The 17,659-nt window shown below is 44.3% G+C and carries 19 protein-coding genes and 1 tRNA gene; 13 read left to right on the top strand and 7 right to left on the bottom strand.

The features are described from left to right. Nucleotides 1-65: 65 nt before the first annotated feature. Nucleotides 66-311 carry a hypothetical protein gene (locus tag H8R91_RS02460; protein WP_186934731.1) on the bottom strand — a complete coding sequence of 82 codons (246 nt, stop codon included), beginning with the start codon at nt 309-311 and terminating at the stop codon, nt 66-68. Nucleotides 312-446: 135 nt separating this feature from the next. On the opposite strand from H8R91_RS02460, the gene H8R91_RS02455 reads away from it, so the two are divergent. Then, a complete protein-coding gene (locus tag H8R91_RS02455) occupies nt 447-3,818 on the top strand; it encodes a C1 family peptidase (RefSeq protein ID WP_186934730.1) in 3,372 nt (1,123 codons plus the stop codon). Nucleotides 3,819-4,274: 456 nt separating this feature from the next. On the opposite strand, the gene rpsR is transcribed toward H8R91_RS02455, so the two are convergent. Genes rpsR through rpsF form a run of 3 tightly spaced genes read right to left on the bottom strand, consistent with a single transcriptional unit; the run spans nt 4,275 to nt 5,422 of the window. Then, a complete protein-coding gene (gene rpsR, locus H8R91_RS02450) occupies nt 4,275-4,514 on the bottom strand; it encodes a 30S ribosomal protein S18 (protein ID WP_117704872.1) in 240 nt (79 codons plus the stop codon). A gap of 44 nt (nt 4,515-4,558) precedes the next feature. Continuing rightward, nucleotides 4,559-5,071, bottom strand: a complete 513-nt coding sequence (locus tag H8R91_RS02445) for a single-stranded DNA-binding protein (RefSeq protein ID WP_186934729.1) — start codon at nt 5,069-5,071, stop codon at nt 4,559-4,561. A gap of 54 nt (nt 5,072-5,125) precedes the next feature. Beyond that, nucleotides 5,126-5,422, bottom strand: a complete 297-nt coding sequence (rpsF, locus tag H8R91_RS02440) for a 30S ribosomal protein S6 (RefSeq protein ID WP_022234224.1) — start codon at nt 5,420-5,422, stop codon at nt 5,126-5,128. A gap of 207 nt (nt 5,423-5,629) precedes the next feature. Between rpsF and H8R91_RS02435 the strand changes: the two genes are divergently transcribed. Both H8R91_RS02435 and H8R91_RS02430 read left to right on the top strand, forming a co-directional pair. Beyond that, nucleotides 5,630-6,241 (top strand): phosphoribosylanthranilate isomerase, encoded by a 612-nt coding sequence (locus H8R91_RS02435; protein WP_186934728.1) that lies wholly within the window; start codon nt 5,630-5,632, stop codon nt 6,239-6,241. A gap of 60 nt (nt 6,242-6,301) precedes the next feature. Then, complete coding sequence (locus H8R91_RS02430) at nt 6,302-6,796, top strand: hypothetical protein (protein ID WP_022234222.1); 495 nt, start codon at nt 6,302-6,304, stop codon at nt 6,794-6,796. A 537-nt stretch (nt 6,797-7,333) separates the two neighbouring features. Here the strand turns inward: H8R91_RS02430 and H8R91_RS02425 are convergent. Both H8R91_RS02425 and H8R91_RS02420 read right to left on the bottom strand, forming a co-directional pair. Further along, complete coding sequence (locus H8R91_RS02425; RefSeq protein WP_186934727.1) at nt 7,334-8,038, bottom strand: hypothetical protein; 705 nt, start codon at nt 8,036-8,038, stop codon at nt 7,334-7,336. 12 nt (nt 8,039-8,050) lie between these two features. After that, nucleotides 8,051-8,494, bottom strand: coding sequence for a cell wall hydrolase (locus H8R91_RS02420; protein ID WP_186934726.1), 444 nt, complete (start codon nt 8,492-8,494; stop codon nt 8,051-8,053). A gap of 134 nt (nt 8,495-8,628) precedes the next feature. Between H8R91_RS02420 and H8R91_RS02415 the strand changes: the two genes are divergently transcribed. The 6 genes from H8R91_RS02415 to H8R91_RS02390 all read left to right on the top strand — a co-directional run bounded on the left by H8R91_RS02415 (nt 8,629) and on the right by H8R91_RS02390 (nt 13,708). Beyond that, nucleotides 8,629-8,720: transfer RNA gene (locus H8R91_RS02415), tRNA-Ser, on the top strand. A 225-nt stretch (nt 8,721-8,945) separates the two neighbouring features. Then, nucleotides 8,946-9,548, top strand: a complete 603-nt coding sequence (locus H8R91_RS02410) for a hypothetical protein (RefSeq protein ID WP_186934725.1) — start codon at nt 8,946-8,948, stop codon at nt 9,546-9,548. Between the two features lie 59 nt (nt 9,549-9,607). Continuing rightward, entirely contained in the window at nt 9,608-11,269 is a 1,662-nt protein-coding gene (locus tag H8R91_RS02405; protein ID WP_186934724.1) for a hypothetical protein, read from the top strand. Continuing rightward, nucleotides 11,266-12,516, top strand: a complete 1,251-nt coding sequence (locus tag H8R91_RS02400; RefSeq protein ID WP_186934723.1) for a sensor histidine kinase — start codon at nt 11,266-11,268, stop codon at nt 12,514-12,516. Before H8R91_RS02405 ends, H8R91_RS02400 begins: the two co-directional genes overlap by 4 nt. Then, nucleotides 12,513-13,142 (top strand): response regulator transcription factor, encoded by a 630-nt coding sequence (locus H8R91_RS02395; protein WP_186934722.1) that lies wholly within the window; start codon nt 12,513-12,515, stop codon nt 13,140-13,142. The genes H8R91_RS02400 and H8R91_RS02395 overlap by 4 nt, the downstream gene beginning before the upstream one ends. A gap of 179 nt (nt 13,143-13,321) precedes the next feature. Beyond that, nucleotides 13,322-13,708, top strand: coding sequence for a response regulator transcription factor (locus H8R91_RS02390; protein WP_186934721.1), 387 nt, complete (start codon nt 13,322-13,324; stop codon nt 13,706-13,708). 1 nt (nt 13,709) lies between these two features. On the opposite strand, the gene H8R91_RS02385 is transcribed toward H8R91_RS02390, so the two are convergent. Continuing rightward, a complete protein-coding gene (locus tag H8R91_RS02385) occupies nt 13,710-13,952 on the bottom strand; it encodes a hypothetical protein (protein WP_186934720.1) in 243 nt (80 codons plus the stop codon). A gap of 192 nt (nt 13,953-14,144) precedes the next feature. Here H8R91_RS02385 and H8R91_RS02380 point away from each other — a divergent pair, with 192 nt between their 5' ends. The 4 genes from H8R91_RS02380 to H8R91_RS12385 all read left to right on the top strand — a co-directional run bounded on the left by H8R91_RS02380 (nt 14,145) and on the right by H8R91_RS12385 (nt 17,646). Beyond that, on the top strand, nt 14,145-16,502 hold the full coding sequence (locus H8R91_RS02380; RefSeq protein ID WP_186934719.1) for a bacterial Ig-like domain-containing protein: 2,358 nt from the start codon (nt 14,145-14,147) through the stop codon (nt 16,500-16,502). A gap of 129 nt (nt 16,503-16,631) precedes the next feature. Continuing rightward, nucleotides 16,632-16,883 (top strand): hypothetical protein, encoded by a 252-nt coding sequence (locus tag H8R91_RS02375; RefSeq protein ID WP_186934718.1) that lies wholly within the window; start codon nt 16,632-16,634, stop codon nt 16,881-16,883. A 56-nt stretch (nt 16,884-16,939) separates the two neighbouring features. Then, a complete protein-coding gene (locus H8R91_RS02370; RefSeq protein WP_186934717.1) occupies nt 16,940-17,383 on the top strand; it encodes a DUF5640 domain-containing protein in 444 nt (147 codons plus the stop codon). A gap of 80 nt (nt 17,384-17,463) precedes the next feature. Continuing rightward, on the top strand, nt 17,464-17,646 hold the full coding sequence (locus H8R91_RS12385; protein WP_366477006.1) for an ABC-three component system middle component 7: 183 nt from the start codon (nt 17,464-17,466) through the stop codon (nt 17,644-17,646). The last annotated feature ends 13 nt before the right edge of the window (nt 17,647-17,659 follow it).

Here is a 17,659-nt window from a genome sequence, read left to right as displayed (position 1 = left end):
GTGTAAAAAACACTTAAAAAGATAAAATACAAAATATGATAAAATAAATACCGTATTTGTATATTTTACTCCGCTATTTCTTCTGATTCATCTCGGTAATTTCCAAATTTAAAAACAATGCTGATTTCGGAACAATTTGTATTAAAACTTACCAAACATTCGGCATCAATATCATTGTCAAACGAATAATCTAAAAACAGTTCGTTAAAGTCAACATTATCGTAAAAATCAGCATTTATATTTTTTGCGTCAAAATACTTTCCGAGCCCTTTAGCAAAACTGTCGCTGATATTGTCGTTTTTATTAAACAACGCTTTTGAATTTACAGAGCTTATATTTTATAAATATACCATAAATTTAAACGGCATAATATATTTTATATGTAAATATTGCAATAATATAAATTAAATGCTATAATATCAAAAGTAATCATAAAGGAGGAGAATATGAAAAAATCATTCAAATGTATATCATTAATGCTTTCTTCATTGCTCATTCTCGGCTGCGGTTCTACTGCGTTTTCTGCCGCCACTGTTGAAGATAACGAATCCGTTAAAGCTATTTACGAAAAGATTGAGGAAGGCAGAACCGTTTTATATGACGAAAACAACAACGAAATTCCTGTTGAAAAACTTAATAACGATACTGAAAATATAAGCAAAAAACATCCGCAAAAATATGACTTGCGAGATTACGGCAGAGTATCTAAGGTTAAAAATCAGGGTTCCGAGGGATATTGCTGGGCATTTGCATCTGTAGCATCAATGGAATCGAGTATTCTCTCGCAAAATGACCTAAAAAGCAAGCTCGGAGAAAATCCGCAAGACACTATTGACTTATCAGAGGCAGGACAAACCTGGTACATACATTCAGGCATAGTTGACAAGTCATCTCCTTTTTACGGCGATTACATAAACGATTCGTCAAAAGGCAGTAACGGAGGCACTTCCGATACTCTTGCCATCTCGCTTAACTCGGGGTTTGGTACATATCCGCAAAGTCTTTGCCCTTACAATGAAGTGAAGAAAGGCTTTTCAGAAACCCTTAGATATTATTCAGACTACAGACTCAAAGACTACAGTGAAATAAGCAATAACAAAGATACTTTAAAATCAAAGATTGTGTCAAACGGTGCCGTTACCGTTTACTATCCAAGCATTACCGACTGCTATTCTTCCGACTACGCTAACTATTACAGCGATAATACCTGCATCGGAATCGGAGATTCGCATTTAATAGTCGTTGTCGGCTGGGACGATAATTACAGCAAAGATAATTTTACCGGTAAAGTCAAGCCTTCAAATGACGGTGCATGGCTGTGCAAAAACAGTTGGGGCGAGCATTACGGCAATGATGGTTATATTTGGATTTCTTACGATACAACCAATCTTGCTTTTTCTCAATATATAATGCAAGACAACAATGCTTATGACAACGAATATCAGAACTGCTTTGTCACTCAAGGGTACGGTTACAATTATGAAGGTGCAGCAAATGTATTTACCGCCCAATCCGACGAACAGTTAAAACAAATCAGTTTCAAAACCTTGGGTGCTTATGATTATACCGCCTCTGTTTATGCACTTAATGCTGATTTTGATAACCCAAAAGACGGCAGACTTCTCACTGCTTTCAGCGGGAAAATTGAGAATAACGGCGTACATTACATAGATGTAAAAGATGAAGTTTACCTTACATCGGGTGAAAAATTTTCGGTTGTAATTGAGTCAAACAACGATTCAAGCTATATGTCTTTTTCGAGTTCTTTAATTACAAATCAGAATTGCAAAGAAAATAATTCCTATATACTTAGCCATAACCAATGGAGTGATGCATATAATCAGCCTGATATTTCAAGGGCATATGCCTCTATAAAAGCTTTTACTTCCGATTTAGATAACAGTGAAGTTACAGAAAATCTAAAAAAGGCCGTTTCAGATGCCGAAAACATAGATAAAAGCAAAATCTCCTCCGAGAAATACGCAAATCTTCTGAATAATCAGATTGAAGCGTCAAAATCCCTTTTAAGCAATTCATCTTGCTCTGTTCAAGATATGAACAATTCTGTTATCCTTTTAAAATACTATGAAGAAAAAGCCGTTGACGCTCCTTATGAAATAAGCAGTATTGACGATTACTTTACGCTTATTGAAATTTGCAATAATTACGGCTATATTCCGGAAAAAATAAATCTAAATACCGACCTTGATTTCGCCGATTATGATAAAGAAGTACCACCGCTATGCAACAGCGACGGTTATTTCAGTTCTGTATTTTACGGAAATAACCATACAATCAAAAACATTAAAATCGGTTCAACAAAAAATGAATTGAACAATATCAGCGGATTCTTCGGTTCTTTGCAAGGGGCAAAAATATATGATTTAACAATAGAAAACGCAAATGTCGCACCTGCAAATGTTAGCGGTGTGCTCAGTGCTTACGCTAAATATGCCGCTATTTTAAACTGCACTGTAAAAAACAGCACTGTAAATTACAACTACTTTTCCGATACTCAATCATCGGGAGCAATATGCGGTGAAGCGTGGTACTCAAGCGTTTCATACTGCAATGTTGAGGGCAATACAATATACGGCAAATACGCAAGTGAATTTGCTTTTTCCGTACAATCAATTTACGGTTACTGCACTCAAAAAAGCAACAAAGTTTATGCAACAAAATCATTGTCTGTATTTGATGAGGCAAACTCAAAGATGAGTAACCTCTACTTTATTCCTGCTCCGGCAAACAGTGATATTTTTATCGAAATGCGGGACAATTATGTACGAGTTTCGTCATTACTGCATAGCGTAACAAGCTGCAGTTCAGATACGGTCAGCGTAGAAAAATCAGGTGATTATTATTACATTGATAAAAGCACTCTCAACGATGACGATTTTGTACTTGTGAACATCGATTATAAAGACAGTAACAATGATTACAATTATACGGTTGACCTAAGTGACAAGTCATTGATTCTTATTTCAATTAATTATACAGTGTCAGAAACTCTTGAAATCCCTTCCACCTATCTTGGACGACAGGTGAAAAATTTATCCTCATCTATATTTGTAACAACAGATACAAGCAATGTTAAAACCCTTATTTTACCCGATAGCCTTACAACTCTCGATAATACAAATATAAAACCGATTTACACTCTTGAAAATCTTGTGATCGGAAACGGAATTACAGAAATCCCCGACAGTTTTGCTAACTATATGAATAATCTTGAAAATGTAAAGCTCGGTAACAATGTAACCAAAATCGGCAAAGATGCATTCTGTGGATGCGCAAGACTGACAGAGATAAAAGTTCCCGACAGTGTAAAATACATAGACGATTATGCATTCATCGGTTGTTCTTTCAATAAAGTATTAATCGGAAAAAATGTTGAATACATAGGTGATGAAGCGTTTGGATATTTCGATTATATTTTATCAAACAAAGGAAATTCAAATATATTGAACCCATATTATGTAATCAACGGTTATTCCTCTACCATAGCCGAAAAATACGCAAAAGAAAACGGAATTAAGTTTATAGACCTTAATAATCAACCCGCTGATACAGAACAGACTTATACATATATAAACGACCTTGTTGCAGGGGACATCAATCTTGACAATAAGATTGATGTAAACGATGTTACTCTTTTGCAAAACTATTCAGCAGGCAATGCTGAATTTAACGATTTTCAGTACAAAAATTCAGCTGTTACCCACTACATCACATCAATTACAATTAATAATGTAACCGAAATTCAGCGTTACCTTTCAGGATATATTGATACTCTTGAAATTTACAGCGTAGGTTAATTAAAAAATATATGCACCTGTAAGCCGCATGATTTACAGGTGCATTTTTTTACAATTAAGTAATACAATAAATTTCCGTAAAACACAAAACAGACCGCTGGCAAACGGTCTGTTCTGTATTGTGTGTTTTATGAAAATGAAGCCCGTTCGTAACAGGCACATTTCAACAATGTTACAGTAACTATATATAGTTACTACTTTAATATTATACCGAAAATCGCCATAAAATCAAGTGTTATTTGCTGTATTTGTAGGAATCGTAAGCCAAAAAGGCAAATTGCACATAATTTGCGAGTAAAGTTTGTTTATTAATTTTCGAGGTTTTTTTAAAGTTTGACCAAAACAAACAAATATTCTTTGATTTATGTATGAGTTTTTAGATTTTTAAAAACTGTACTTACAAAAGCAAAATAAAAAGCACCGTATAAAAACGGTGCTTAAAATACTGATTATAGATTAGTCAGCTGTGTATGGGAGCAAAGCAAGGTGTCTTGCACGCTTAATTGCAACTGTAATTTCACGCTGATGTCTTGCACAAGTACCTGTTACACGGCGAGGAAGGATCTTACCTCTCTCTGACATATAACGACGAAGACGAGCGATGTCCTTATAATCAATGTGTTCAACCTTATCAACGCAGAAACCGCAAACCTTCTTGCGAGCTTTTCTACCACGGTTAATTGGTCTGTCAGCCATTGTGAGAACTCCTTTCAATGAATTATATTATAATTCAGTTAAATTTAAAATGGTAAATCATCATCAAGCGGCATATCCTGAAAATCTGAATTTGAACCGCTCTGATATGACTCAGCAGGAGCCTGTGCCTGCTGGTATGGAGCCGAGCCGTAAGACTGGTTAGAGCCATAAGACTGTGCGCCATATGATTGATTGTTGCCGTAAGACTGATTATTGTATCCGTTAGCATTACTGTCACGGCGTTCGCCTGTGAAGCTAACATTGTCTGCAACAATCTCTACTACATAACGGTTAGAACCGTCTTTTGCCTGGAACGAACGACTCTGGAGCTGTCCGTCAACAGCAATCATAGAACCCTTGCTGAAATATCTGCAAACAAATTCAGCAGTCTGACGCCAGCAAACAATATTGAAAAAATCCGCCTTGCGTTCTTCGCCGCTCTTTACATATGAACGGTCAACCGCAATACTGAAAGATGTTACGCTGACACCGTTAGGGGTTGTCTTAAGTTCCGGATCGGCAGTTAATCTGCCCATTAAAACCACTCTGTTAAGCATTTTTAAGTTCCTTTCGTGTTCGAGGAATAACCCCTACAAAGGTTCATTCGTAAATTATTCTTCTTCTTTTTTGATGATGATTGAACGCATTACACCGTCTGTAATCTTGTAGATACGGTCGAGCTCTGCAGGGAACTCTGCTGTGCTTTCAAAATCAAAGAGAACATAGTAGCCTTCGCTCTCCTTGTTGATAAGGTAAGCAAGCTTTCTCTTGCCCCATTCGTCAACATTCTTTAAAGTGGCATTGTTTTCGATGAGAGCCTTGAATTTCTCTACTACTTTCTGAACGTTCTCTTCGCCGTTCTTAAGAGAAACTACCATTACTGTCTCGTAATTAGCTGTTACTGCCATTATATTGCACCTCCTTCTGGACATTATGGCGGCTTTCGCCGCAAGGATGTTATACTCTTTATATTGCATAACAAAATTATTATACCATTATTTTTGCTTTTGTCAATATTTGAAATCAAAAAATTCGGAAAATATCCGCAATTTTTCTTTGACTATTGACATTTTACCTCCTTATGGTAACATATTATTAAAGTACAGGAGGCAAGTATGACAAAAGTAAAAATTTGCGGACTTAAAAATCCGACCGATATAAAATGTATTAATACACTCTCCCCCGATTTTGCAGGGTTTGTAATGTTCTTTGAGAAAAGTCACAGGAATATTTCTGTCCAAACGGCACAGGAATTGCTCGCCTTGCTTGACAAAAATATAAAGAGCGTTGCCGTTACAGTATCACCAACCGAAGAACAGCTTGAACAGATACACACCCTCGGCTTTGACTATGTGCAAATTCATGGCAAAATCAGCGAAAAGCTTTTGAGCGAGTGCAAAACCCCCGTTATTCGGGCAATTAATGTGAGCGGAATTGAAAGCATTGGCGATATTGAAAATCTTGACAATGTAAAAGGAATTTTATTTGATTCGGCAGTACCCGGCAGCGGCAAGAGTTTTGACTGGTCTATGCTTGAAAAACTCCCGAAAAACAAAAAAATGCTTTTCCTTGCAGGCGGACTTACTGCCGACAATGTAGCTAAAGCCGTTGCTCAGGTGCGCCCCTTTGCGGTAGATGTCAGCTCAGGCGTTGAGCTTGCCGACAAATCGGGCAAGGATTTTGAGCTTGTCAGAGCATTTATTGAAAATGCGAGAAATTCTAAATAATCACAAATAATCAAACATTATTCAAATCCACTTAAATATAATTACAAACAGGTGACTGAAATGAAAGAACACAATTATAAAATGAACATATCGCAGGCAGAATTTTTTAATATTCTCGGCAATCACACCCTAAAAGATATGCCGCTTTCAAACCTAAACAGAAACACCGCAAGCGATACAACACTTTACGGCTCTGTAAACGGTAAATCCGCAAAACTCTGTCCTCACCCTGCCGACAAATACAAGCCTTTTAATCCGATAAATGAAATTACAGCCGAAGAGCGTGGAACTCAGCTTGATGTATGCGTTAAATCTTACACAAACAAAAAAGATATAATATTTTGGATCGGTTTTCTTGTATTGGTTACGGTTTCAACCTGCCTTGTCCTTTTCCTAAGCTATCCCGAAATCTATACAGAACTGCCGTTTATATGGTTTTTGCCCGTATTCGATATAATTGCTGTTTCACTGTTATTCGGTTTTATGATAAAAAGCAACAAAAATGTTTTCTTTAAACGCTTTGAAAAGATTTTCAAGGACTACATAGTGCAATAAAAAGTAGGTTCTAAGGCAAGTGTAAGTTTAAAAAGGAAATAATTAAATAACTTATTTTGCCAAGTACAAATTTTATTAGAAAAATATAAGTTAGAGGTTCCAAGGTCACTGACCTTGGTCGTCTAAGGAAAGAGGATACTTAAGGGGAAAGGGACTCGAAATCCCTTTCCCCTTAAGCGTGCTTTCTTTTGGAGCTTTTCTTTTCACGCAAAAGAAAAGCGGAATGGTAGGCATTTTATTATAATGTATAAGTAGTTTACAGGCAACAAACTTATAAAATAATCTTTCTGACTTATTCCTACTTACGCAATTAAAAAGCTCTCGCCATTGTATTCAAGCCGCAAACGGCAAGCCATTTGGCTGTCAGACATTGTATAAAAGAAAACTATTTGCGGGCGTTGCCCACACCCACAACCTTTGAAAAGGTTGACCAAACTTTTAACTTCGGGCAGAAAATTTTTCTTTCTCTTAACTTTGTTGTCCGACCGAAAGTCGGCTAAACCATATTCACCCCAACTTTTGAAAAAGCATCTTATTTTAATTAAAATAAAATCTGATAAATTTTATATTATAGAAATCGCAGGTTGTAAGGTCGTTTGTGTCAAGCTCGTTTATAAGAATATAGTTTGCCGCAACGCCGAGCAAATATCCTGATTTTGTAACAATTGTATTTGAACCCACAAGAAAATCAATGGATACTCTTCTTCCGATTTGAGTGCGTATAAAACCGTTTAGATATTGCACACTTTCGGCTGTTACCTCATACGGATTTTTTATGTCGGTCAAAAGGCTTGCCGTCGACATTGCAGTCTGATTGTTTTGCATATTTTGCATATTCTGTTCGTTTATCATTGCGGGGGTCGGCAATGTTTCGGGATTGTACGGCTGGGTTGAATCTATGTTCTGAATTTCACGAACCGCCAAATCATTTGCAACTTCGTTATTTTGACTTTCGGCAGGGATTGTCTGTGTAAGTTGATTTATCGACTGCCCCGACGCAGGATTTCTTCTATTCAGTGCCTGTTGCTCAGGACTGAAACTTTGATAATTCGGACTTGTGGGGCTAACCAATGTAGCCAGGTCAAGTATGGATGGAATTTCGTAACCGTATTGCTGTATGGTATTTGGAATCTGGTTGTTTATACAATTATAATTATTGCAGGCTGAGGGATTGGTGTCGAGATTATACAGAGTATTTGGGTTGAGCTGCTGCGCCTTTTTATTGTTGATGTAATTTACCAAAACAAATCACTCCTATGTGTTTTTGTAAGCCTGTGTCGGAGAATAAAAACAATGTTTACCGATACGATTGTAAATCACGCCGATATTGGTAGGAAAATAGTTTGGACAGGTTGAGGAATAAGGATTAAAATAGAATAAAGAATTGCCGACCGAGCTGTCGGTATTGCCTGCAAGTGCCCAATCTGCAATTTCGTAGTGTATATCTTCAGGTACAATATTATACACATTTTGCGCATTGTACTGACCCCCTACGGAAGTCTTTAAGCAGGTAAACTGATTTGGCTGTGTAATGATTGCCCGCACATCTCCACCGTTGCTTATCCGTGCAAATTCCCCGTAAGGAACAGTTGACCTGTTGATAATCACAGAGGCAACCGCACGCATACCTTCAATCCCCTCTCCTCCGCTTTCGCATTTTAACAACCGAGCAAACAATTCTCTTGTGTCAAGAGCCATAAAATCACCCGCCTTACGAAAAATAATTCGGTATTGCTTATTCATTTCATTTTATGATAAAATAATAATTTAGTTACAGGTATTGACAATTTTTAATTGAGCCGTTATAATAGTTGAGTACGATAATTTAATATGGAGATGTACCCAAGTGGCTGAAGGGTCTGGCTTCGAACACCAGTAGGTCGGTAACTCCGACGCGAGAGTTCAAATCTCTCCATCTCCGCCATAATATTGAGACCAAAAAGATGTCTCTTGCGAAAAGCCCGATTATATCGGGCTTTTTTGCTACCCAAACGGCGATTTTTCTCTGTACCGAAACGCAGATGTAAAATCGCCGTTTTCCCTTTGCGGATAGACTTGAACTCCCGAAAAGTAAATATCAGATACACAGACAGATAGAAAGCAAAAATCTATCTGCCTTTTTTATTACCCTGAAAAGGAGAAATCAAATATGCTACAGAAAAAATTAGTCAAACGCCTCAAAGCTCGGTACGACACCAAGATGGACGGCAACGAATGGATGAAAGTGTCCTCGGGCGGCATCCCCCTCTGCCGGATAAAATACAACGGTCAATTTCTAAGCAACGCCGACCAAAACATCTCGGATGAATACCGCAGTAAAATTGCAGATATTCAGGATGAGATCTCTACGGTGCGGAAATATGTCGGACTCTGCGAACACGCACCGCAGATGCAAGCTGCCGATGTCTCCGATTACAGACAGCTTGCCGCTTTCGGAGATACTGTGTTGGCGGCAACCTACAGCGAAAAGAACGGCTTTATGTTCTGTACCTGGAAACAGAACGCAGACGGCGACTCGGTGTTCCGGGGAGATTACTCGCCGAACTATGAATATGTCAAGGAACTGCAGAATAACTACAACAGAAAGGAAAGACAAATAACTCTATCAAGGCGGAGTATAAGATGGAATCGGTTCGACTTGTGCAGGTCAAAGACCGCCCTTTTTTCTCTGCTGTGGGGCAAAAAGTGTGGCTTTTGTGCAAAGCCTCGTAAGAAGCAGTTGAGAAATAGACAGGTTTATGCTATAATCTAATTTAAAAAGGTATACCAAAGGTAAAACAAAAACGAATGAAGGCGAAATGGGGTCTGTTTATGACCGAACAGAAAAAGAACACTATCATAATAAGCGGCATCGCTGTACTTGCCGTGATACTGGCATATTGCTTCCGAATTGTAGGCAGAGGCAGCTTCTACCCGATGCTGTTTTCCTATCTGCGCAGCTTTATCTATATCGGTCTGTTCGCTGCCTGGGGGCTCTCCGTCCGTCAGCGGATCGTGCAAAAGCAGGTGTGCAGGTTTATGACGGTCACCGCAGTGCTGCTCATCATCTGGATGGTAGTCCGTTCGGCAAAGTATTTTATATTCTGGCAGCCGGACGCCGTCCGTTACCTGTGGTATCTGTTCTATCTGCCCATGCTGTTTGTGCCTATGCTGGCACTGCTGATTGCCATGTCATTGGGAAAGCCGGACGAATACAAATTCCCCAAGGGAATGTCGGTTCTGTGGATCATCTCCGGCACATTGCTTCTGCTCGTGCTCACAAATGACCTGCACCAATTCGTATTTACCTTTCCGAAGGACGCCGCCGTGTGGACAGACAAAAACAACGGCTACTCGGTAGGCTACTTCATTAGTGTGGGCTGGCAGGTGCTGTGTGCCTTTGCCGCACTCGTAATTATGTTTTTCAAATGCCGTGTGCAAAAAGGAAGGCTCCACTTCCTGCCCATTGTTCCTATGCTGCTGGCGATTGTTTACAGCGCACTTTACTATGCGGGTGCGGATTGGCTGCTCCACTTGTTCGGCGATATTGCCGCATTCCAAAGTGTGATGTATATTCTGACCTTTGAGTTTTGCATCGCCTGCGGATATATCCATTCAAACAGCCGTTATGTGGACTTGTTTGCCTCCTCTGTTGGCACATCGGCAGAGATCACCGACAAGGACTTTACCGTTCGGTATGCAGCTGTAAACACTGCACCTATCTCAAAGGAAACGATGAAAAAAGCCCAGCAAAGCCCGGTCACGATGGGCGGCTTGACCGTTCACGCCATGCCCATTGACGGCGGCTATGCCGTATGGACAGAGGATGTGTCGGCTCTGCGTGACATCAAGGAGAACTCCGAGCTTCTTGCAGACGAGCTGGCCGACAGGAACGAAATACTCCGTTATGAATACAAGCGTGAGACCAAGCGCCGCAAGGTGGAGGAGCAAAACCGCCTGTATGATCTCCTGCGTTCCGCTACGCAGACGCAGATCGACCGCATTGCGGAGCTCACTAAGGAATATCGCCGAATCTCAAGCACCGATCCCGACAGGGCCAAAACGCTCCTTGCCGAGATTGCCGTGCTGTGCAGCTATATTAAACGCCGCAAGCATCTGACGCTCCTTACCGACCGAGATATTAAAATAGCGGCAACGGAACTCCACCGTGCCTTCAATGAGTCCCTACAAACGCTGAAGCTGTTGGGCGTCCGCAGCTCGCTCTATGTGGACGAGTCTCTTTCCATGCTCTCCGGCAAAACGGCGACCGCTGTATTTGATTTTTATGAATCGGTTATTGAAGCCGACATTTTGAATTTAACAGGCATACAGGTAAGCCTCATAAAGGCAGACGGCTTGCGCTTGTCACTGAATGTGTGCTGCAAAGCCGATCTTTCCGCTTTGGTAAGCGGAGAGGGTATCCGCTGTGAAAAAGAGGATGACGAGGAATACCAGCACCTTGTATTTGAAGCGAAAGAAGGTGACAGGAAATGAGTGCATTTTCTTCCCTTTCTGAATTCTGGCAGACCATGTTGCCGTTTGTTATGCTTGTGGAAATTGTCCTTGAAATCGGGCTGTTTCTGTATCAGCTTCTCCGCAGCAACAAGCCGGTGCGCAGCCTGCTGAGCCTGGCGGTTATGGCGGTGATGATCCCGCTGCTGTTCTCCGTTTCCCAGGCAGATTCCGATAATATCGGGGACGCATTTCTGCTGGGCGCACCGTGGCTGATATTTGCCGCTGCCATTTTCCTTGCGGCAGTTCACTTTGCCATTGCTCTGCCGCGGGAATACCGTCGTAAAAAGAACGAGCTCTCGCCGTTCTCAATTAAGGAAGCAACGGATAAGCTGCCTATGGGCATCTGCTTTGCCGACCCGAACGGCAGGATCATCCTGTGCAACAACCGTATGCGCCGGCTCTCCTTTGCCCTTTGCGGCCACGAGCTGCAAATCAAAAGCGATATGGAAAATGCCTTGAGCGTGCCGGACAGATCCGTAACCGTCAAGGATGATTGCTACATCCTGCCCGACAAGACAGTCTGGCAATTCCGCACACAGAATATCACCGTGGACGGCGATGACCACTGGCAGCAGATAACGGCGCATAATGTAACCGAGCTGTATAACGGCTATCAAAAGCAAGAGGAAATAAATAAAGAACTGGCGGAAGTCAACCGAGAACTCAGGAAAATGTACGCCCGCATGGAGGACGATGTCAAGGAAAAGGAAAGCCTTGACCTGAAGGTCTATATTCACGATACCATCGGCCGAAGCCTCCTGACCATCCGTGACATCATAGACAGCGGTGAGAATACCGAGCGAAAGCTTGAGGCGCTGCAAAATGCCATCGGTATGCTGGCAAGCAACCGTGTCACCTCTGTCAGCACAATGGACGAGGTAAACAGAACCGCACGGCAGCTTGGCGTGGCTGTAAAAATCGACGGCTACCTGCCCCGTGATACCGCAGCCGAGGAGCTGACCGTTGCTGCCGCCAAGGAGTGCGTGACCAACTGCATCAAGCACGCAGACGGGAATGAGGTATATATCCGCATTGCCCAGCGCGGCGAACGCTATGATGTTACCATAACCAACAACGGCAAAATACCCACAGAGCCGATAAAGGAAGGCAGCGGCCTGTCAACGCTTCGCCACAGTATTGAAAGCTCCGGCGGTGAAATGCATATTTCGCACAATCCACGCTTTGCTCTTCTGATTACGATTCCCACAAAGGAGATCAGCCTATGATAAACACCATACTTGTAGAGGATGATTTATACATCCAAAAGCACTTTGTCGATCGTCTTGCGGCAGACGGCGAGTTTCATCTTGTCGGCGTTTTCCGTGACGCCTTTGAAGCGGAAAAGCACTGCGAAGCCACCGTAAAGCTCGTCCTTATGGATGTGCAGACGCAGCATAAGCACTCCGGTCTTGCCGCCGCAGAGCGCATCAAAAAGGCTTTTCCGCAAATCAAAATCGTTGTGGCTACCTCGCTTGTCGATCCCGAAGTTTTGCAAAGAGCCAAAATGGGTGCAGCCGACAGCCTGTGGTATAAGGACCACGGCACAGAGGAACTGATGAGCGTGGTAAAGCGCACCCTGGCAGGGGAAAAGGTATTTCCCGATATCGCTCCGGCCATTGAAATGGAGGGGACGATGTCCGATGCCTTCTCGCCCCGGCAGTTAGACATCCTACGCCTTTATATAAAGGGCTTTACCTATCAGGAGATTGCCGATAAGCTGGGCATTTCCAAAAACGGCGTTCGCTGGAACCTGGACGATATGGTGGAAAAGGGCGGCTTTGAAAGCAGAGAAGCGCTGGTCGCAACCGCCATTGAAAACAAGCTCATGGTAACCACCTTAAAAGACGAATAAGAGAAAGTGAACCCCTTGGCTGTATGGTCAAGGGGTTTTTCGTGCCCAAAAGGCAAAAATTTTTTGAAAAAATCGAGATTTTTCTTCTGTTACTGGCACAAGTGCCAGTGACAAGCGCCAAAAAATCAGTACAATAGATACTGTAAGATTAGGGTTGTGCTTTTAGAAGGTGGTGATGAATGATGAAAAAAATCGTTCTGGATATTCAGAGCGGTATCCATGCGCACACCATGGAGCGAATGCTAATGCAAAAATTGGACGATTGCCAAGTTGTGATTTCCGAGTCGCCGGACGCAACCGCCGAGTGGTGCAAAACGCATCGACCGGATGTGCTTTTAATGGAGGTCAAGGCGTATTCGCCATGGATGTTCAAAGAACGAATGGCAATCCGTGACAAGGTAAAACGGAACACGGAAAACTGCCGTGTCATTCTCTTTGTGGATGACGATACAGACGGAGAGTTGACCGAAAAGGTACGGCAGGCAAAGCGTGAGGGTCTGATAGACGCTTTTCTCTTTGGCTCGGTGTCCGAAAACTACTTTGCTTCGGTAATCGACAGCGTTTAAATCACAAGGTGATGGACAACAGCACTGAGCGCAGTATACAAGACGGAGGTCTTGGTTTTGTTCCAAACCGGGAGTAGCACTCCTGCATGAGCGTGTCAATGCCCGTCAGGTTCTTCTCCCAAAAGCGCTCGGCAATGTCCAATAGCCTATCCGGCAATTCTGCCGGGTTGGCATAGTGGTTGCGCAACTGCTCAACCACAAAATTCTGGTAGGCCACATGGCCGCCAGGATAAATCGGTAACATCGAAGTCGCCCCCTGTTCGCAAAAGTCATTTCTGTAAACAAGGGCGCGAAGCGCCTCGTTTTTCGAGCCGTTTGTAAAGCTCTTTTTGCAAAAAAAGTGGGTGATTTCGATAAAAAAGGAACCTCCAAAACCAGTGTTTTCAATGGGCTGGAGATTCCGAGAGTCTATATACTTTTTAAGGAGGAAGGAATCATGAAAAAGCAATGGCTCAGCATTGTACTGGTGCTCTGTATGGTGCTGTGCATGGCGCCCGCAACGGCGCTTGCAGCGGAGGGTGAAACGGGTACGCTGAAGATTACCGTGGATCTAAGCGGACTGTATGATGGGGTCGATGCAGGAGGCAAGACATTTAGCTTTGAGATTCTCCGCAAATACGCTAATTATGGCCACTATAAAAATGCGGACATTACCATTAAGTCGGGCGAAACAGCGGGCACAGTGGATGTGCCAGTCGAGGAAGGAAAGTATGTCGTAAAGCAAATCAGTCATGCTACGATAGACGGATATGATTGGGAGAATGCGTCCCATCAACCCGGCACCATAGCTGAAAGCACGGAGCAGGAAGTGTTTGCAGGCAAGACGAAGTCAGTTACCGTACATAACTTTTACAAAATAGCGGTAACAAAGGAGATCACGGAGCTGCCGATCGAGATCGACGGATATGCGCTGAATGCAAAGGCGGGCGACATCGAGGCTTCAACAGATCAGATGCGCGTTGATATCCATAAGGTTACCATTAAGCAGCGCAATGCAAGCGGCGGCTGGGATGATCTGGCATCTGACGCCACGATTCAGGCAAATACGCAGTATGCGGTAGAAATCTTTGTTAACGCAAAACCGGAGTATACCTGCACCGGGCTTACAAAGGATAATGTGACCGTAAACGGGAAAGAGGCAAGCGTCTTTGAGAATCCATCAACTCAATCTGGCGGCGATATGCGGGTATTCTACGAGCTTGAGGTGCTGGAGGTCGTCAAGACGGTGGAGAGCATCGAGATCACAACACCGCCTGCCAAGACCGAGTACATGGTCGGCGAGGATTTTGACCCGACGGGCATGGTGGTCACCGCGCATTATACCGACGGCACCACGGCTGACCTCTCCAGAGACAAGTACGTGATCTTCTATGGTGACAAGCTTGCTCTGGGACGGGCATCTGTAACGATCCAGTATAACGATGGCAGCGGCGGCAGTAATATCAAGACCTACCAGGCCATCACCGTGAAGCCGTATGTAGGTCCCCATACCCATACCTACGGCGGTCCGTGGTATGCGGACGCAAAGAGCCATTGGCATCAGTGCACCGACAGCGCCTGCCCGGATCCGAGCGGCAGCACAAAGGATCTGGCGTCCCACACCTTCGTGTGGAAGGTAGACCAGGCGGCCACCACGACCCAGACCGGCCTGAAGCATGAGGAGTGTACCGTCTGCAGCTATAAACGCAGCGAGAACACCGAGATCCCCGCCCTGCAGGATTACGCCGTTACCGTCACCTGCGGCACGGCAACCGTTGCCGCAGGCACACCTATCACCCGCGCCATGGAGGGCGTTGAGGTCACCGTTACGGCGGACGCACCGGAGACCGACAAGATCTTTAACAAGTGGGTCGTGCTGGAGGGCAGTGTCACCCTGGCAGACGACACCAAGGCTACCACCACCTTCACCATGCCCGCAAGTGCTGTGAAACTTGAGGCCACCTATAAGGATGCGCCTCCTAGCCATACCCACAGCTATGGCACAGATTGGAAGTATGACGACACCAATCACTGGCATGAGTGCGAGTGCGGCGACAAGGTCGATGTAGCGGCTCACAGCGCCAGCGAGTGGATCATTGACACGGCAGCTACCGAAACCGCAGAAGGCACTGAGCATAAGGAATGCACCGTCTGCAAGAAGGTGCTTGAAACCGCAACGATCCCCGCAACACATACCCACAGCTATGGCACAGATTGGAAGTATGACGACACCAATCACTGGCATGAGTGCGAGTGCGGCGACAAGGCCGATGTAGCGGCTCACAGCGCCAGCGAGTGGATCGTTGACACGGCAGCTACCGAAACCGCAGAAGGCGCTAAGCATAAGGAATGCACCGTCTGCAAGAAGGTGCTTGAAACCGCAACGATCCCCGCAACAGGCAGCAGTCATACCCACAGCTACGGCACGGATTGGAAGTATGACGACACCAATCACTGGCATGAGTGCGAGTGCGGCGACAAGGCCGACACAGCAGCACACAGCTTCCAGTGGATGATCGACAAGGCCGCTACCAAGGAAGCCACCGGCATCAAGCACGAGGAATGCACCGTTTGCGGCGCCAAGCGCAGCGAGAACACGGTTATCGACAAGCTCCCCGACAGCGGTAACACCGGCAATACAGGCAGCGGTGATAATAACACCGATAAGCCCGGAAAGGACGACTCCACCAAGTCTCCTCAGACCGGTGACAGCAGCAACCTCATCGGTTGGCTGGCTGCTCTGTTCGTCAGCGGCGGCGTTCTGACCGTGCTGGGCGTAAGCAGCAAAAAAAGAAAGGAATCCGAGGCTGAATAAGCCAACGCTTCCGAAATCGAAATAACCTAAATACAATAGGCGGTGACGGATCATTCCGCCACCGCCGGCAGTGAGCTGCTGTTCATTTTCCATGAGGACGGGCGTTCAAGATATTACTTCGAGTCGAATATGCAGGAGTTTGACCGGAAGGCGGCAAGCGACACTCACACTTTGACCTTGTATCCCCGGCCGAACGGCGACGGAGAGGTATCCCTGCTCCATTGGAAGCGTGCCGCCACGGACAGATTTTTCCTTTTCCGTATGACCAAGCCCGGCGTCACGCTGACCGGCGAGATGTGTCTGTGGGAGGACGAAACGCCCATCGGCACCGGTCTGCCGATGCTGTTTGACTTCCTGGATGAAGTCAGAATATCGAAGTAAAAGTAAAGTTAGGTTAAGCAATGCAGGATAACAGAATACCGCCGCAGACAAGACCAATGACCGAGGCGGAAATACTCCGCAGGCGTAAGCTGCGCCGTGCGGCGATCAAAAAGCAAAAGAGGAGAAGGACACTCTTTCTTACCGCCTGCGGCCTTGCGGCGGTGCTGCTCATAGTGGGCATCGTGCTGCTGTGCCGGGGCTGCGGCCATACCGAGGGCAGCACTCATAACGAGAGCATCTACGGCAGCTTTGCAATATCCGACAGGAGCTGCGTCTATACCTTCCGTGAGGACGGCAGCGGGGAGCTACGGCTCTCCGGCGCACCGTATAGATTCCGCTTCGCGCTGTCCGGCAGGACGCTCTCTATCGACTTCGAAGCCGAGGCACTGACCGACTGCGAGTACGAGGTGGCGTATACCGATACGGGGCTTGAGCTGACCGCAGGCAAGGGTACGGCGACACAGGGTGAGAAATTCACGCTGAACAGAACAGAAAAATGATCGTTGTTTCCTATTTTATTCAGAGTTGCGAGGTGTTCGATGCAATTACCAAATAAACTATACTCATATAAAACAGCACCGTGGCGTTAATACCCAAAGTGCTGAGTGAAATCAAGGATGGTCCTATTCATTTGTTTGAGTTATATGATAGACTGAAACCGGAACTCAATGATGCGACAGATTTTTTATCCGTCATGGATTGCCTATATGCTCTGCGGGCAGCAGATATTAATAATAAAGGTGAGGCGTTTATATGCTTTTAGAGATGTTCTCCCC

Origin of the sequence: Ruminococcus intestinalis, from assembly GCF_014288065.1 — a bacterium.
GTDB classification, from domain to species: domain Bacteria; phylum Bacillota; class Clostridia; order Oscillospirales; family Acutalibacteraceae; genus Ruminococcoides; species Ruminococcoides intestinale_A.
This window is presented reverse-complemented; position numbering and strand designations above follow the sequence as displayed.